Consider the following 15,576-nt stretch of genomic DNA (forward strand, 5'->3'; position numbering starts at 1 on the left):
CCACACCGGTCGTGCCGCCGACGGTCCGGCAAACCGCTGTGCGGGCGCCACGAGAGCGCCCGCACAGCGGAGATGACCCGTCGCACGAGGCGACATGAGGCGATGCGGCAACACGGAGCCCGCTCAGGCGCGCGTGGGCACCTTCTCCTCGTCGTCGGACTGCAGGGAGTCGACCAGGGCCGACCGCTCCGCCGACGGCTCCGGCTTGATGACCAGGCCGATCAGCAGGTACAGCACCAGCGACACCAGCAGCGGCCAGGACACGATCACCGCCTGGGTGACGAACTCGACCTTGTTCTGCTGCAGCACGTACAGCACGGCCCACGTGCCGAGACCGCCGACCACCGAACTGGTCGCCGCGGTCGGCCCGACCTTCTTGAACCACGGCAGCATGCCCAGCATCAGCGGGATCGCGATCGGGCCCATCGTGGCCGCCACCAGGGCGATCACCACCTTGAGCACGAAGCCCTTGGTGTCCGCGGTCAGCGCGATCGTCATGCTCAGCCCGATGAACGCGAACGTGGTGATCCGCGCCAGTTGCAGCTGCGCGGGCTCGCTGAGCCGCTTCACGCCCTTCCACAGCCTGGGCAGCATGTCCCGGGTGATGACCGCGGAGATCACGTTGGCGTCCGAGGACACCATCGCCATGGTGTGCGAGAAGAAGCCCGCCAGCACCAGGCCGATCATGCCCGCGGGCAGCATGAGCTTGCCCATCTCGACGTACGCCTGCTCGGCGTTGGCCTCCATGCCCGGCACGATCAGCGGCGCGGCCCACATCGGGAAGAACAGCACCAGCGGCCACACCAACCACAGCGCGCTGGACAGCAGCGCGGACCGCTTGGCCGCGGCGCCGGACGGCGCGGCCATGTAGCGCTGCGCCAGGTTCCACATGCCGCCGTTGTACTCCAGCGTCTTGATCAGGAACAGCGCCATGAAGAAGATCAACGTGTAGTTGCCGGACAGCGGCTCGGAGTGCGACTCGGGCAGCTCGTCCCAGATCGTCCACATGAAGTCGATGCCGCCGAAGTGCGCGGCGACCGCGACGAACATGGCGATGCCCGCCGCGCCCTGGATGACGAACTGGCCGAAGTCGGTCAGCGCGTCGGCCCACAGGCCGCCCAGCACCGAGTAGACCATCGTGACGGCGCCGACGATCGTGATGCCGAGCCAGATCGGGACGCCCGCGAAGCCCTGGAGCAGCAACGAGACCGCGACCCACTTGGCCGCGATGTCCACGACCTTCAGCGCCGCGCCCGCCCACGCCATGATCTGCTGGGTCGGCACGTTGTAGCGGCGGGCCAGGTACTCCAGCGGCGACTTGACGTCGTGCTTGGAGCGCAGCCGGTTCCACGTGCCCGCCCACAGGAACGCGCCGATGCCCACACCGACACCGATCGTCAGCGCCCACCAGATGTAGACGGTCAGGCCGAGGCGGTAGGCCTCGGCGGCGAAGGCCACGAACATGACGGCGCTGTAACCGGACATGTGGTGCGAGATGCCGGACAGCCACCAGGGCATCTTGCCGCCCGCGGTGAAGAAGTCGGCGATGTTCTTGATGCGCCCGCGTGACCAGTAGCCGATCGCCACCATCACGAAGAAGTACCCACCGACGACGACCCAGTCGAGGGTTTCCATGAGGCCTCCACGAGTGTTCGGCCCACGGGTGGCAGCGCTTGGTCCAGCGGCGGCGGTGCGCGGCGTCCCACATGGGTGTGTGACGTACGTCTTACGAGGCTGTTGCGTCCGGCGGAAGGCCACGGACCGTCATTGAGTCACATTCGTGACTCTAGTTCACATACATGACACGTCGAGACGGTCTCGTCCGGCCGGAAAGAAGTTCCGCAGAACTGCGTCATGCCTGGTCGCCGGCGTGGTCGCACTGATATGCGAACCGGTGTCAACGTGCGTCCGCTCGTGCCAGGCGGGGACCGGCGCACCCCCGGCCCAGTCCCGGGGCCGGGGGTCGCCCTCGTGGACCCCGTGCCGCTGTTCCGGGAAGGACTGGCCGCCGTGGTCCGGCGCACGCCCGTGATGCACTGGGTGGGCGCCACCGGCCACCTGCACACCGCCGTGCGGCTGCACGAGCGGCTGCGCCCCGACGTGCTGGTGGTGGACTCCGCCCTCGACCCGCAGGGCCACCTGGCCACGCTGCTGACCGGCGGCGACCCGTCGCTGGTCGTGGTCTCCCTGGTGCGCGAGCCGCACCGGACGGCGAAGTTCGTGCGCTCGGCGCTGACCGCGGGCGTGCGCGGGATGGTGCCGCGCGAGGGCGGCGTCGACGACGTGTTGCAGGCCATCGCCCGCGCGCACGCCGACCGCGCGTACCTGGACCCGACGCTGGCGCCCCTGGCCGCCGGTTTCACCCCGACCGCCGAGGCCGGCACGCGCCGGTCGCTGTCCCGCCGCGAGTACGAGGTGCTCCAGCTCGTCGCGGACGGCCTGGAGAACCAGGCGGTCGCGAACGAGCTGTACGTCTCGGTGGAGACCGTGCGCACGCACGTGAAGAACATCCTGCGCAAACTCCGCGCCCGCGACCGGACGCACGCCGTCTCCCTCGCCTACCAGGCCGGTCTGCTCTCCGGCGGCGCCGTCCGCCCGGTCTGACGGCGGCGGTCACCCACGGCCGGTCACCTACCACCGTCACCTGCGGTGGTCACCCCGCGGCGATCCGTCCTTCGACGATGAGCCCGAACCTGCGCAGCCGCTCGGCTTCGACGGTCCGGCCCGCTCGACCAGGATGAACTCCGCCGCACGCGCATCACCGTCGCCAGCCGAGGCGCACCCTCGACGACAGGGAACGGCCCAGCTCAGGCGCGTCTGGTTCGCCACAACCCGATGGTCGGCCTTGCCGGGGTTACCGACAGGTAATACCCTGTTGTTACCGGTCAGTAGGGGGACCGCCCCGACCAGCATGGAGTGAGCGACGAGATGGGTCACTACAAGAGCAACGTCCGGGACCTCGAGTTCAACCTGTTCGAGGTCTTCAACGTGCAGGACCACCTCGGCACGGGGCCGTTCGAGCAGTCCGACGAGGACACCGCGCGCGGCGTGCTTGCCGAGCTCAACAACCTGGCGGTCGGCCCGCTGGCGGAGTCCTTCGCCGACGCCGACCGCAACCCCCCGGTCTTCGACCCGAAGACCCACTCGGCCACGCTGCCGGAGTCGTTCAAGAAGTCCTACCAGGCGGTCTGGGACGGCGAGTGGTACCGCCTGTCGCTGCCGAACGAGCTGGGCGGCTTCGGCATCCCGCCGTCGGTCCAGTGGGCGGCCTCCGAGCTGATCCTCGGCGCCAACCCGGCCGTCTACATGTACCTGGCCGGCCCGAACTTCGCCTCGGTCGTCCACAAGAACGGCACCGAGCGGCAGAAGCGCTGGGCCGAGATCATGATCGAGCGCGGCTGGGGCGCCACCATGGTGCTGACCGAGCCGGACGCCGGCTCCGACGTCGGCGCGGGCCGCACGAAGGCCACGCTCCAGGACGACGGCACCTGGCACATCGACGGCGTGAAGCGGTTCATCACCTCCGCCGACCAGGACATGACCGAGAACATCATGCACCTGGTGCTGGCCCGTCCCGAGGGCCCCGGCATCGAGGCGAGGCCCGGCACCAAGGGCCTGTCGCTGTTCCTGGTGCCGAAGTGGCACTTCGACCCGGAGACCGGCGAGTCGACCGGCGAGCGCAACGGCGCCTTCGTCACCAACGTCGAGCACAAGATGGGCCTCAAGGTCTCGACCACGTGCGAGCTGACGTTCGGCCAGCACGGCGTCCCCGCCAAGGGCTGGCTGCTCGGCGAGGTGCACGACGGCATCGCGCAGATGTTCCAGGTCATCGAGTACGCCCGGATGATGGTCGGCACGAAGGCCATCGGCACCCTGTCGACCGGCTACCTCAACGCCCTGGCCTACGCCAAGGAGCGGGTGCAGAGCGCCGACCTGACCCGGATGACGGACAAGACCGCCCCGCGCGTCACCATCACCAACCACCCGGACGTGCGCCGCAGCCTGATGCTGCAGAAGGCGTACGCCGAGGGCCTGCGCGCGGTCTACCTCTACACCGCGACGCAGCAGGACAAGATCGCCCTGGGCGGCCCGGACAAGGAGCTGGCGGAGAAGGTCAACGACCTGCTGCTGCCGATCGTCAAGGGCGTCGGCTCGGAGCGCGCGTACGAGCAGCTGGCGCAGTCGCTCCAGACGCTCGGCGGCTCCGGCTTCCTCCAGGAGTACCCGATCGAGCAGTACATCCGGGACTCGAAGATCGACTCGCTGTACGAGGGCACCACCGCCATCCAGTCGCTGGACTTCTTCTTCCGCAAGATCATCCGGGACAAGGGCCAGGCGCTGGGCTTCCTCAGCGGCGAGATCCAGGGCTTCCTGGACAACGAGGGCGGCAACGGGCGGCTGAAGGAGGAGCGGGCGCTGCTCAAGCGGGCGCTCGAAGACCTCCAGGGCATGCTCGGCGCGCTGGTCGGCTTCCTGACCAGCTCGCAGGAGGACGTCCGCAACCTCTACAAGGTCGGACAGAACACCGTCCGCCTCCTGATGACCGCGGGCGACGTGCTCGTCGGCTGGCTGCTGCTGCGCCAGGCCGACGTGGCGCTGACCAAGCTGGACGGTCAGGTCTCGGCCAAGGACAAGGCGTTCTACGAGGGCAAGGTCGCGGTGGCGTCGTTCTTCGCCAAGTCCGTGCTGCCGGAGCTCACCGCCCGCCGCAAGATCGCCGAGGCCACCGACAACGCCCTGATGGACGTGGACGAGGCGTCGTTCTGACCCGGTCGACCAGCCGGAATTGTCAGACCCTTCGGGCAGGATAAAAGCAGGGGTCCCCTTGGCGGGGACCCCTGCTTTGCCGTTGTGGGCCGGTTTGCCGTGGCGTTGCGGGCACGCTCGCCCGGGGTGGGCGGGGGATCAGGAAATGCCCTTGCGCCACCTCTCCTGCGCCACGCGGCTCCAGCCGCGCTTGTCCCGTGCGCTGTAGCCGCGTTCCCGAGCGACCTCCTCCTGCCAACGCAGGAGCAACCGCCGCAGGTCGTGCCGAGCCCAGTCGTACGCCGGCGTCGGCGGGAGCGACCGCTCCAACTCCGTGAACAGGTCCCGCGCCTGCACGTTCCGGCCCGTCCACCCCAGGCAGTCGGCCAGGAGGGCGGCTGCGCTGATCGTGTCGGGGTGCGCCGCCCCGAGCAAGGCGCGGCTGAGGCCCAGCAGGTGCCCGAGCACACCGCAGGCCTCGGTCAGCTCACCCGCGTAAGCCGCCGCTTGGCCGAGGTGGCGCTGCACCCGCAGGGTCTCCGGGTGGCCCTCGCCGAGCGCGACGCGGTGCTCCGCGTACTGCTGCCGGTACTCGGGCAGCAGCTCGGCCCACTGCTGGTAGGCGGGCCGCGGGTCGTGCGCCGGGTACACCGGCGCGGGGTTGAGGATCACGTCCTGGCCGGCCTGGAAGACGAAGGAGTGCTCGTGGGCGTACGCCGTCTGGCGGACCCGGCTGCCAAAGGGTTGCATGACCGGATGCTGCCGCTGCCCCGGACGCGGCGGTCCGCCGTTGTGCGGACCCGCGGCAGGAGTACCGGGACGAGCTAAGGGCGGCACCGAGGTGCCGCCCTTAAGCCGTTCGTGGGAACGCCGGTCAGCCCTTGTGGGCCTTCGCGGCGGCGAAGCAGTAGGCGCCGAAGCCCAGGAAGCCGACCGCGATGATCGCGAGCGCGAAGACGCCGTACGGCTGCGCGGCGAGCGTGTGCAGCGCCTTGTCCATCCCGCCGGACTCCGACGGGTCGGCGTTGATCGCGGCGAACGCGACCAGGATGCCGATCAGGACGTACGACGCGCCCTTGCCGATCCAGCCGATCCGGCCGAGCCGCTCGACCCACAGCCTGGTGCCGCTGGGCAGCTCGGACATGTTCAGGTCGTCCTCGAAGGACTTCTTGACGCCCTTGCGCGCCACCATCACGCCGAGGCCGATGACGAACGCCGCCACCAGGCCGACCAGGACCTGCCCGAACGGCAGCGCGAGCACGCGCGCGGTCCACGCCTGGGACTGCTCGGTGCCGCTCTTCTGCGACGTGCCGGTCGCGTAGTTGATCGCGGCGATGCCGATGACGGCGCCGGTGATGGCGCGGCCGACCGAGCCGAAGCGCCGGTAGACGCGCTTGCGCTTCTTGGTCACCCACCCGTACCCGCCGGCGGCCATGCTGAGCTGCCACACCGCGAACGCGAACAGGCCGATGGCCAGGACCCACAGCAGGACCGGGCCCAGGGACGTCTGGGCCAGGGCGGAGACGGCGCCCTTCTGGTCCGTCTTCTCCCCGGTGTCACCCAGGACCACTTGCGCCGTCAACGCCGCCAGGAGCACGTGGACGAGCCCGTAACAGACCATCCCGGCACGCCCGAGGAACTGCACGGCGGGATGTCTTCGCACCTCTTGCCCGGTGGTAGCCACGATCGGGTGATACCCAGTCGTGGCTACCGCGAACCGCGAACCGCGGGCCCGCTCAGCCGCCCGGGGGCGGCGGCTCGCACACGATCTTGAACTGCGGGTCGTACCGGACGGTCCGGCTCTCCTGGCGGGACTGGCCGGTGCGCCGGTCGGTGATGGTGCGGGTGTCGGTGACCGAGAAGCCCGGCGCGCCGCCGCTCGGCTGGCAGTCCGGCTTGGTGACCTTGCGCTCCTGCGGCGGGGTCGGGTTGAACTCGGCGCTGGTCGACCCGGTCACGTCGTAGTTCTTGGTGCCCCACAGCACGATCTTGATCGTGGACGGGGTCCAGATCGTCTGGATCGCCACCCCGGTCTCGTCCGGGTTGGTGAACTTGATGTCGATCAGGCTGTTGCCCGCGCCGTCCATGAACACCGTGGCCTCGCGCCCCTTCGGGTACCGCGAGATCCAGTAGCTGTGCTCCTTGTGGCCCGCGTCCTTCATGCCCGCGTGGTAGGCCGCGTTGTAGAGCGTGGTGGCGAACTGCGAGATGCCGCCGCCGACCGCCTTGCCCGGCACGCCGTTCTCGATGATGCCCGCCTCGACGTAGCCCTGCGCGGTGCCGCGCGGACCGGTGTGGCCGTTGAGACTGAACGTCTCGCCCGGCTTCACGATCGCGCCGTTGACCTTCTCGGCCACGACGCGGATGTTGGTGCCGGACGCGGCCACGAAGCCACCGGTCTGGAACTCGCCGATGACCTCCTTGATGCCCATCTTGTTCGCCTGCTCGGTGGTCACCTTCGCGGGCGTGTGCTTGTACTCGGCCTTGATCGCCCGCTCGTTGTCGCGCTTGAGCACGTCGAGGACCGTGGCCAGGGACTTCTCCCAGTCGATGCCGAGGCCGTCGACCGACTCCTTCACCACGGGCCGGCCGCCCTCGAACACGATCTGGGCGTCCTTGCCCTCCTTCTCCGTGTCCTTCAGCTGCGGCCCGGCGTGCTCGACGACCTTGGCGGGGTCGACCTTCGCGGTCAGGCCGCCGTCGTCGGCGGGCTCGAACACCAGCACGGTGGCCAGCTGCTCGGGCGTGAGCGTCGCGTCCTTGCCCTCGCCCTGGATGATCAGCGGCAGCGCGGTGGCGGGCTTGGCGACCTCGGCCAACGCCTTCGCCACGCCCTCCTTGGTGGTCTTGACCGGGGTGGTGGCCACGGGCAGCTCGACCGTGCCGCCGTCGGCCCAGCCGGCGAGCAGCTTCTCCGACGCGCCGGCCACGTCCAGCTTCTGGCCCTGCTTCGGGTCGACCGCGACCGGGGTGGCGCCCTCGAAGCGGATGGCGCCCTCGGCGGGCTCGTGGTCGGTCTCGGCGCGCAGCGCCTCCAGCGCGGCGGACAGCTTGGCCGGGTCGCTGCGCGTGTCGAAGCCGACCTCGCGGGAGGTGAAGAACGAGGTGACGCGGGTGATCGGGGACAGCGGCTGGCTGCCCGCGCGGTCCAGCGTGGCGGTCCAGTCCAGCTCCAGGCCGGCGGCCTCGGGGTCGACCGCGGTCTCGACGTCGCCCGCGCGCGCCTTCACCGGCGCGGCCAGGCGGGGGCCGATCTCGTCGCGCAGCTTCTGCTCGGCCTCGGGGTGGCTCAGGCCGCCGACGTCCACGCCGGCCACGGTCACGCCGCGCGGCACGTTGCCGCCCGAGACGACCAGGTCCAGGCCGTAGAGGACGACCAGCACGCCGAGCACGGCGGCGGCGATCAGACCGCCCTTGCGCAGGCGCTTGCGACGGGCGTCGGCCTCGTCGGCCGCGGTGTCGCCGTCCACCATCACGGGGCCGTAGACGGTGGCCTCCGGCTCCGGGTCGGGCGGCGTCACCGGCGCGGAGAACACCGTGGTGGCCTCCGACGGCGAGGGCGACGAGGCCGACGGGGACGGCCGGCCGAAGCCGCCGGGCGGCGTGGTGATCATCTGGGTCCGCTCGGCGGAGCCCGGTGGGTCCAGGGCGCGCGTCGGGTCACCGTGCGGCGTGATGGCCTGGGTGGCGTCCAGGCCCCTCGGCGGGGTGTGCTGCGCGTTGCGCGCCGGGTGCTGCTGGGTCACGTCGTGGAAGACGCCCGACGGGCCCGTCGCGTTGTCGTGGCCGTTCGACGGCGGCGTCACGTTGCGGACGGTGGCCGAGGTATCCGGTTCCGCGTCCGGCTCCTCCTGCGGCCACGCGGCCTCCGCGGGCGGGCCCCCGGTGATCTTGGTGGTCCGCTCCGAGGCGGTGCCCGACGGGCGGACGGGCTCCATGGCCCTGGTCCGCTCAGCGTCGTACTCCGGTCGCTGGTTCTCCGGCACCGCTCCCCCTCTTGCCACTCGCAAGGTCCTGGGACTGCTTACCCGAGCGCCGTCACGCGTCGATCACGTTTCGGGTGGCGCACAGGTCTCACCGCACTGGTCACAGGTAAAGCCCGGTCCCGTGGTCCGTCCGCTCGGTCGCGGTCGCGTGCACGTCCCGTTCCCGCATGACGAGGTAGGCGCTGCCCTGCACCTCGACCTCGAACTGGTCGTCCGGGTTGAACAGCACCCGGTCGCCGACCTTGACGTGCCGCACGTTCGTGCCGACCCCGAGCACGTCCCCCCAGGCCAGGCGCTTTGCCACCTGGGCGGTCGCCGGGATCACGATGCCACCGCTGCTGCGGCGTTCGCCGTCCTCCGGCGAGATCCGCACCATCACGCGGTCGTGCAGCATCTGGATCTCGAGCTTGACATCGGGCACCAGCAGAGTCTAGATGCCTTCGTCGAGGCCACCCATCATCAGGGGTAGCCGCCGGGGCCCGTCCTTTACCACGCGGATCGGGACGCCCCAGTCCTGGCGGGCCAATGTGCACACCGGGTGCTCGACGGCCGGGTCGTCCGTGCAGCTCGCGGCCTGTGCGACGACGTGCAGGACGCCTTCGTCGAACCCCTCCGCCACGCGCAGCGTGCGGACCAGGTCCGTGCCGACGCCCGCGCCCTCCACCAGCAGCCCGGGCGGCGAGCTGGTGATCTCCAGGCGGGTGGACGGGCCGAACCGGTCGTCCAGCTTCTGGCCGGTCGGCGGGGTGAACACGACGGCGACCTCGACCTCGCCGGACGCGATCACCGACGGCGGGCGGCGCACCTGGTGCGCCTCGCCGGTGACCAGCTTCGCGCCGGGCGCGACCGGGCGTTCCAGGCGGTGCGCGGCGGAGGCGACGACGACCAGCTCGCCGTCGACCAGGACCGCGTCGGACGGCTCGGCGACGTCCGACGCCAGGGTGGTGACCTCGCCGGTCGACGGGTCGTAGCGGCGGATGGCGCCGTTGTAGGTGTCGGCGACGACGACCTGGCCGCCGGGCAGGACGGTGACGCCGAGCGGGTGCTGGAGCAGCGCCTGGTCGGCCTGGCCGTCGCGGTGGCCGAAGTCGAACAGGCCCTTGCCGATCACGGTGCGCACGGTGAGGTCGGCGTCCAGCCGGCGCAGCGCGGAGGTCTCCGAGTCGACCAGCCACAGCCGGTCGCCGTCGGCGGCCAGGCCCGAGGTCTGGGCGAAGAACGCCTCCGCCGCCGGGCCGTCGTGCAGGCCTTCGACGGTGGTGCCGGCGAGGCGTTCGACGCGGCGTTCGCGCGGCTTGAACAGGCCGAGCGTGTGGTTGCCCGCCATGGCGACGACCACGCCGCCCGCGGGCTCCCACCAGGCGACGTCCCACGGGCTGGTGAGGTCGATCGCGTCGGCCGGGCCGTCGGTGTCGCCGTCGCGCCACTGCCGGCCGGTGCCGGCGACGGTGGTGACCTCGCCGGTGACGAGGTCGAGGCCGCGCAGGAGGTGGTTGACCGTGTCGGCGACGACCGCGTGGTAGCCGACCTCGGCGGCGACGTCGTCGGGCAGGAGCGCGATGCCCGCCGGTTCGGAGAAGGTGGGTTCGAGGCCGTCGCGGCGACCGCGCGCGCCGGTGCCGATGCGCCGGATCACGGTCTCGCCGTCGGCTTCGAGCTCGACCAGGCCGTGGTGCGCGGAGTCGCTGACCAGGAGGGTGTTGTCGCCGGTCAGGACGGCTTTCGCGGGGAAGCGGAGCTCGGTCTCGCGGGGCGGCGGTGCGACGTACGGGCCGTCGCCGCGGTGCAGGGTGCCCTTGGCGTCGTGCTCGGCGACGACCTCGGACACGATCTGGCGCAGCGCGTCCAGGTGGCCCTCGCCGGAGGCGACGTGCACGACGTGGCCCTCGGGGTCCACCAGCACCAGCGTGGGCCACGCCTTCACCGCGTAGGCCTGCCACGTCGTCAGCTCGGGGTCGTCCAGCACGGGGTGCTCCACCTCGTACCGCTCGACGGCCGCCGCGAGCGCCGCGGGCTCCGCCTCGTGGACGAACTTGGGCGAGTGCACGCCGACGGTGACCAGGACGTCGGCGAACTCGGCTTCGAGCGGGCGCAGCTCGTCGAGCACGTGCAGGCAGTTGATGCAGCAGAAGGACCAGAAGTCGAGCAGCACCACCTTGCCGCGCAGGTCGGCCAGCCTGATCTCCCGCCCACCCGTGTTGAGCCAACCGCGGCCCACCAGTTCGGGGGCGCGGACACGGGCACGGCGTCGTTGTGCGGTCGTCACGTCCGGAGTCAACACGAGTCGCACACCGACCTATTTCACCGTCCACCGATTGGGACGGGGGTGACGCCGGCTCCGGGTTGGCTAGCCCGGACGGCGGACGGCGCGGGGGCCGAGGACGGTGGCGCCCAGGGCTTCGACCCGGTGGCGCAGGGCGCGGTCGGCGGTGACCACCGTGCACGGGCGGTCCGGCGGGTTGGCGCGGACCACGTCCACGATCGCGTCGTCACCCGAACCGGTGGCGGAGACGACCCGGACGCCGGGCACCGACTCGACGTGCCGCGCCTTGCCCTCGACCACGAGGACCACTTCCAGCGGGCCGGGCAGGTCCGGCAGTCCGTGCTCGGCCACGTCGACCAGGTCGTCGCGCAGGCGGGCGGCGGCGCCGGCGCGGTCGCGCCACCAGCCGTCCGGGACGGAGCCGACGACGTTGGCCGCGTCCACGACCAGGAGCGGGTGCGTCATCGACCCATGCTCTCAGCAAACACCCATGACTCTGTCGTACCCCGATGGCACCATGGAGTGATCCATTGGGGGATAGACATGAGCACGCAGGGGGACATCGTGATGATCAGGCGCGCCCGCAGGACGCCGGACGACACCTGGAACGGCTCGGCCACGACCAAGTAGCCGGACATGGGAAACCCCGCGGTGCTGCCAGGTCGGGGGTCCGACAGCACCGCGGGGTCATCTGGAACATCGATACACGATCGAGGTCTGTTACATCCACCATCGGGTGTGACGGGAGTCACATTGTGACATGACGAAGCCCTGCCGCGCGGGAGGTGCGGCAGGGCTTCGTCGTTCCCCCTTCGCCGGTGCGCGGACGACGGGGCGGCGCACCCGGTGTCGATCGGGTGGTCGTCACGCGCGCCGGAGGAAGGTCCCGCTCAGCGGAGGGTCGTGCCCTGGGCCTGGGCGATCGCCATCAGCTCGTGGCGCATGGCCGGGGTGGGCGCCATGTCGATCGCACGGGCGACAGCCTTGCGGTTGCGAGCCTCGACACGACGAGCGCGGAGCTTCGCAGTGAAGTTCATCGGGGGTTCATCCCTCTCAAAGGTTCTCTCTCGGTGTGTGCCTCAAGTATGCACCCTGGAGCGCGTCGATGCACCCGTTTATCCGGTGAGGTGCCGCACATACCGATGAATCATCGGCAGTTACGGCATATAACCCGACGATTCGCCTGGAGTACACCTGCTGGGCCGGATGCGTCCTGCCGGTGCCGCGCGACCCGGCGAGCACGGGGCCGCGTTCCGGGCGGCCGTTGGTCGGCACCGGGGCGAACGGGGTCGGCGGCGGTAGCGTCGTGCCATGGCTGAGGTGGTGACGAAGGGCGTCGGCAAGGTCGAGCGGACCGCCGACCGCGCCGAGGTGCAGGTGAGCTTCGAGACGCTGGGTTCGACGCGCGACGAGGCGGTGCGGCTGCTGACCGCGCGGATCGCCGACGTGGAGCCCGCGCTCGGCCGGCCGGGCGTCGAGGTGCGGTCGCGGCAGCTCACCGTGCACGACAACTGGGACGGCAGGCGTCGTTCGGGCAGCCGTGCCATGCAGAACTACGTGGTGCGGGTCGACGACGTCACCGGGCTCGACGGTCTGCTGGGCGCGCTGGTGACCGCCGAGCCGACGTGGCTGAACGGCCCGACGTGGCAGCTCAAGGACGACGTGGAGGCCGTCCGCGAGGCGCAGGGCGAGGCCGTGCGCGACGCGCGCCGGCGTGCCGAGGGCTACGCCGAGGCCCTCGGCGCGCGGCTGGGTCCGCTGCACCGGCTGACCGACGGCGACGCCGAGGCGTGGGCCGCCGAGTCGCACCGGATGATGGCGGCCGGGTACGGCGGCGCGCCGGGCGTGCCGCCGCAGATGGACCAGCTCAACCTGGAGGCGCAGCAGATCGTGGTCACGGTCCGCTGCACGGCCGCGTGGACCCTCCTGGACTGACGCCGCGCCGTGTTCCGAGCGTTGAACTCGGGTGTCCTGAACGTGGGACACGGTCGTCCTGAACGTAGGACACGCTCGTTCTGAACGTAGGACACGCGCGTTCCGAACGTAGGACACGCGCGTTCTGAACGTAGGACTCTCGCGGGGTCAGCTGCTGGACTTCGGTTCGGCCAGCTCGACCACGACGGAGCGGTTGCGGGCGGCGGCGTCGGGGATCAGGTCGCCGGCGTCGTCGAGGTCGACGGCCAGCGGCGAGGTGAAGCCCGCGCCCAGCACCTCGGTGAACGCCGCCCGGCTCACGCCCAGCTCCACCAGCGTCGACACCACCCGCTGGCCGCGCCGCCGGGTCAGGTCCACCGCCGCCTCGGCCGACGCCGAGCTGGCCGTGCGGGCGATGACCCGCGCGGTGGTGCGGCCGTCGAACTTCTTCGCCACCTCGGCCAACGCCTCCCGCGCGCCCGGCGCGAGCTCGTCGCTCCACGCCTTGAACAGCACGGAGTTCGGCAGGTGCACCAACCCGTCCTGGTGCACGACCTGGCCGACGTCCACGACCGGCACGTCGGCCCGGCCGATCGACGCGCCACCGGGCACCGGCTCGGTGTCGTGCGCGCAGCTCTTCGCGCCGAACTTCGCGCAGATCCCGAGCCACACCCCGACCAGCGACTCGCGCGCGGCGGGCGGCAGCGGCGGCTGGTCGCCGGCCACCTGGCCGAGCCCGGAGAAGATCACGTCCTTGCCGGTCAGCTCGGGCAGGGTGTCGTCCGGCACCGACGCCACCGCGGCGGCCACGTCGAGGTCCAGCCCGAGCCGGGTCAGGTCGAGCGGGTCGGTGGTCTGCAACCCGCTGCTCTGCAGCACGAGCACCGCCGGTCCCGCCGTCGAGGCCATGTCCGCCAGCACGGACAGCGGGTCGAGGTCGCCGCTGCTGCCACCGAGCTGGCCGAGCTGACCGGTGAGCCGGTTCAGGTTCTGCTCGAAGCCGAGCTCGCGCAGCGCCGAGTCGCTCTCGACCTCGTTGCCGTCTCGGATGGTGAAGTCCTCGTCCGAGTACGCGCTGCCGGAACCCTCACCCTGCCGGTACACGACGACCCTGGTCGCACCCTGGTCGACGGCCTCCGAGAGCCGCTCGACGACGGTCCTGGTGAGTTCGACCCGGGGCTCGTTGGCCGACGCGGTCACCCCGATGCGCACAGTGGTGGCTTCGCGGGGAGCCTCCCCGCAAGCAGCACAAGCCGCCGCCACCACTACGACTGCGGCGAAGAGTCGTGAGTGGTTCATGCATTGGAAACGGAATGGGAACGCGTTGTGTTACCAATAACACCCGTTCGGCCTAACGAAGGCGCTATCGCTCCACGATCGCCGTAACCCCCTGACCACCCGCCGCGCAGATCGAGATCAGCCCGCGACCCGAGCCGCGCTCCGCCAGGAGCTTCGCCAGCGTGGCCACGATCCGCGCGCCGGTGGCGGCGAACGGGTGCCCGGCGGCCAGCGACGAGCCGTTGACGTTCAGCTTGGACCGGTCGATCGGCCCGAGCGGCGCGTCCAGCCCGAGCCTGCCCTTCGCGAAGTCCGCGTCCTCCCACGCCTTCAAGGTCGCCAGCACCTGCGACGCGAACGCCTCGTGGATCTCGTAGAAGTCGAAGTCCGCCAACGACAGCCCCGCCCGGGCCAGCATCCGCGGCACCGCGTACGCGGGCGCCATCAGCAGTCCCTCGCCACCGTGCACGTAGTCGACCGCCGCCGTCTCGGTGAACGTCAGGTAGGCCAGCACGGGCAGGTTGCGCGCCGCCGCCCACTCCTCCGACGCCAGCAGCACGGTCGACGCGCCGTCGCTGAGCGGCGTGGAGTTGCCCGCGGTCATGGTCGCGCCCTCGCCGCGGCCGAACACCGGCTTGAGCTTCCCCAGCTTCTCCACCGACGAGTCCGGCCGCAGGTTCTGGTCCCTGGTCAGGCCGAGGTGCGGCGTGACCAGGTCGTCGAAGAACCCGCGGTCGTACGCGGCGGCGAGGTTGCGGTGGCTGGCGGCGGCCAGTTCGTCCTGGTCCTCGCGCGAGATGCCCCACTCGCGGGCGGTGATCGCCGCGTGCTCGCCCATGGACAGCCCGGTGCGCGGCTCGCCGTTGCGCGGCACGTCCGGCACCACGTGCCCGGGCCGCAGCTTCAGCGCCGCCTTGAGCTTCGCACCCGCGCTCCGCGCCCGGTTGAACTCCAGCAGCACGCCGCGCAGGTCCTCGTTCACGCCGATCGGCGCGTCGCTGGTGGTGTCCACGCCACCGGCCACGCCGACCTCGATCTGCCCGAGCGCGATCTTGTTCGCCACCGCGATCACGGCCTGCAAGCCGGTGCCGCACGCCTGCTGCACGTCGTAGGCGGGCGTCTCGGCGGACAGCCTGCTGCCGAGCACGGCCTCGCGGACCAGGTTGAAGTCGCGGCTGTGCTTGAGCACCGCGCCCGCGACCACCTCGCCGAGCCGTTCGCCCCGCAGGCCGAACCGGCTGACCAGGCCGTCCAGGGTCGCGGTGAGCATGTCCTGGTTCGACGCCGCGGCGTAGGGGCCGTTCGAGCGGGCGAACGGGATGCGGTTGCCGCCGAGGATGGCTACTCGGGCCATGACGTCCTCCAGGGTGTGGCCGATGGGCACTTGAG

At 71.2% G+C, this 15,576-nt stretch carries 13 protein-coding genes; 3 read left to right on the forward strand and 10 right to left on the reverse strand.

The features are described from left to right. Nucleotides 1-123: 123 nt before the first annotated feature. Nucleotides 124-1,635 (reverse strand): sodium:solute symporter family protein, encoded by a 1,512-nt coding sequence (locus ACQPYE_RS39970; protein WP_498718296.1) that lies wholly within the window; start codon nt 1,633-1,635, stop codon nt 124-126. Nucleotides 1,636-1,971: 336 nt separating this feature from the next. Between ACQPYE_RS39970 and ACQPYE_RS39975 the strand changes: the two genes are divergently transcribed. Further along, nucleotides 1,972-2,604, forward strand: coding sequence for a response regulator transcription factor (locus ACQPYE_RS39975; RefSeq protein ID WP_498718297.1), 633 nt, complete (start codon nt 1,972-1,974; stop codon nt 2,602-2,604). A gap of 324 nt (nt 2,605-2,928) precedes the next feature. Further along, a complete protein-coding gene (locus tag ACQPYE_RS39980; protein ID WP_498718298.1) occupies nt 2,929-4,767 on the forward strand; it encodes an acyl-CoA dehydrogenase in 1,839 nt (612 codons plus the stop codon). Between the two features lie 138 nt (nt 4,768-4,905). Here the strand turns inward: ACQPYE_RS39980 and ACQPYE_RS39985 are convergent, their stop codons facing one another. The 7 genes from ACQPYE_RS39985 to ACQPYE_RS40015 form a co-directional block, all read right to left on the reverse strand. Further along, complete coding sequence (locus ACQPYE_RS39985) at nt 4,906-5,496, reverse strand: hypothetical protein (RefSeq protein WP_498718299.1); 591 nt, start codon at nt 5,494-5,496, stop codon at nt 4,906-4,908. A gap of 124 nt (nt 5,497-5,620) precedes the next feature. Further along, nucleotides 5,621-6,430, reverse strand: coding sequence for a DUF1206 domain-containing protein (locus ACQPYE_RS39990; protein WP_498718300.1), 810 nt, complete (start codon nt 6,428-6,430; stop codon nt 5,621-5,623). A 52-nt stretch (nt 6,431-6,482) separates the two neighbouring features. Next, nucleotides 6,483-8,732, reverse strand: a complete 2,250-nt coding sequence (locus ACQPYE_RS39995; protein WP_498718301.1) for a VanW family protein — start codon at nt 8,730-8,732, stop codon at nt 6,483-6,485. Between the two features lie 100 nt (nt 8,733-8,832). Then, nucleotides 8,833-9,126: a GroES family chaperonin gene (locus ACQPYE_RS40000; RefSeq protein WP_498723082.1), complete on the reverse strand. Its 294-nt coding sequence runs from the start codon at nt 9,124-9,126 to the stop codon at nt 8,833-8,835. 36 nt (nt 9,127-9,162) lie between these two features. After that, nucleotides 9,163-10,998, reverse strand: coding sequence for an NHL domain-containing thioredoxin family protein (locus tag ACQPYE_RS40005; protein WP_498718302.1), 1,836 nt, complete (start codon nt 10,996-10,998; stop codon nt 9,163-9,165). An 81-nt stretch (nt 10,999-11,079) separates the two neighbouring features. Beyond that, a complete protein-coding gene (locus tag ACQPYE_RS40010) occupies nt 11,080-11,460 on the reverse strand; it encodes an NYN domain-containing protein (protein ID WP_498718303.1) in 381 nt (126 codons plus the stop codon). Nucleotides 11,461-11,885: 425 nt separating this feature from the next. Continuing rightward, nucleotides 11,886-12,032, reverse strand: a complete 147-nt coding sequence (locus ACQPYE_RS40015; protein WP_170185182.1) for a hypothetical protein — start codon at nt 12,030-12,032, stop codon at nt 11,886-11,888. Between the two features lie 274 nt (nt 12,033-12,306). Here ACQPYE_RS40015 and ACQPYE_RS40020 point away from each other — a divergent pair, with 274 nt between their 5' ends. After that, entirely contained in the window at nt 12,307-12,930 is a 624-nt protein-coding gene (locus ACQPYE_RS40020; protein ID WP_498718304.1) for an SIMPL domain-containing protein, read from the forward strand. Nucleotides 12,931-13,077: 147 nt separating this feature from the next. Here the strand turns inward: ACQPYE_RS40020 and ACQPYE_RS40025 are convergent, their stop codons facing one another. Together ACQPYE_RS40025 and ACQPYE_RS40030 are read right to left on the reverse strand one after the other, a co-directional pair. Next, entirely contained in the window at nt 13,078-14,208 is a 1,131-nt protein-coding gene (locus ACQPYE_RS40025) for an OmpA family protein (protein WP_498718305.1), read from the reverse strand. 64 nt (nt 14,209-14,272) lie between these two features. Further along, nucleotides 14,273-15,541: an acetyl-CoA C-acetyltransferase gene (locus tag ACQPYE_RS40030; RefSeq protein WP_498723083.1), complete on the reverse strand. Its 1,269-nt coding sequence runs from the start codon at nt 15,539-15,541 to the stop codon at nt 14,273-14,275. Nucleotides 15,542-15,576: the final 35 nt, after the last annotated feature.

The organism is Actinosynnema sp. CA-299493 (genome assembly GCF_050946825.1).
In the GTDB taxonomy this organism is placed as follows: domain Bacteria; phylum Actinomycetota; class Actinomycetes; order Mycobacteriales; family Pseudonocardiaceae; genus Actinosynnema.

Bases quoted from the DNA above. Each gene is read 5' to 3' on its own strand.
- ACQPYE_RS39970 (WP_498718296.1), bottom strand. From the start codon at position 1,635: ATGGAAACCCTCGACTGGGTCGTCGTCGGTGGGTACTTCTTCGTGATG.
- ACQPYE_RS40015 (WP_170185182.1), bottom strand. From the start codon at position 12,032: ATGAACTTCACTGCGAAGCTCCGCGCTCGTCGTGTCGAGGCTCGCAAC.
- ACQPYE_RS40020 (WP_498718304.1), top strand. From the start codon at position 12,307: ATGGCTGAGGTGGTGACGAAGGGCGTCGGCAAGGTCGAGCGGACCGCC.
- ACQPYE_RS39980 (WP_498718298.1), top strand. From the start codon at position 2,929: ATGGGTCACTACAAGAGCAACGTCCGGGACCTCGAGTTCAACCTGTTC.
- ACQPYE_RS40025 (WP_498718305.1), bottom strand. From the start codon at position 14,208: ATGAACCACTCACGACTCTTCGCCGCAGTCGTAGTGGTGGCGGCGGCT.
- ACQPYE_RS40010 (WP_498718303.1), bottom strand. From the start codon at position 11,460: ATGACGCACCCGCTCCTGGTCGTGGACGCGGCCAACGTCGTCGGCTCC.
- ACQPYE_RS40030 (WP_498723083.1), bottom strand. From the start codon at position 15,541: ATGGCCCGAGTAGCCATCCTCGGCGGCAACCGCATCCCGTTCGCCCGC.
- ACQPYE_RS39985 (WP_498718299.1), bottom strand. From the start codon at position 5,496: ATGCAACCCTTTGGCAGCCGGGTCCGCCAGACGGCGTACGCCCACGAG.
- ACQPYE_RS40000 (WP_498723082.1), bottom strand. From the start codon at position 9,126: ATGCTGCACGACCGCGTGATGGTGCGGATCTCGCCGGAGGACGGCGAA.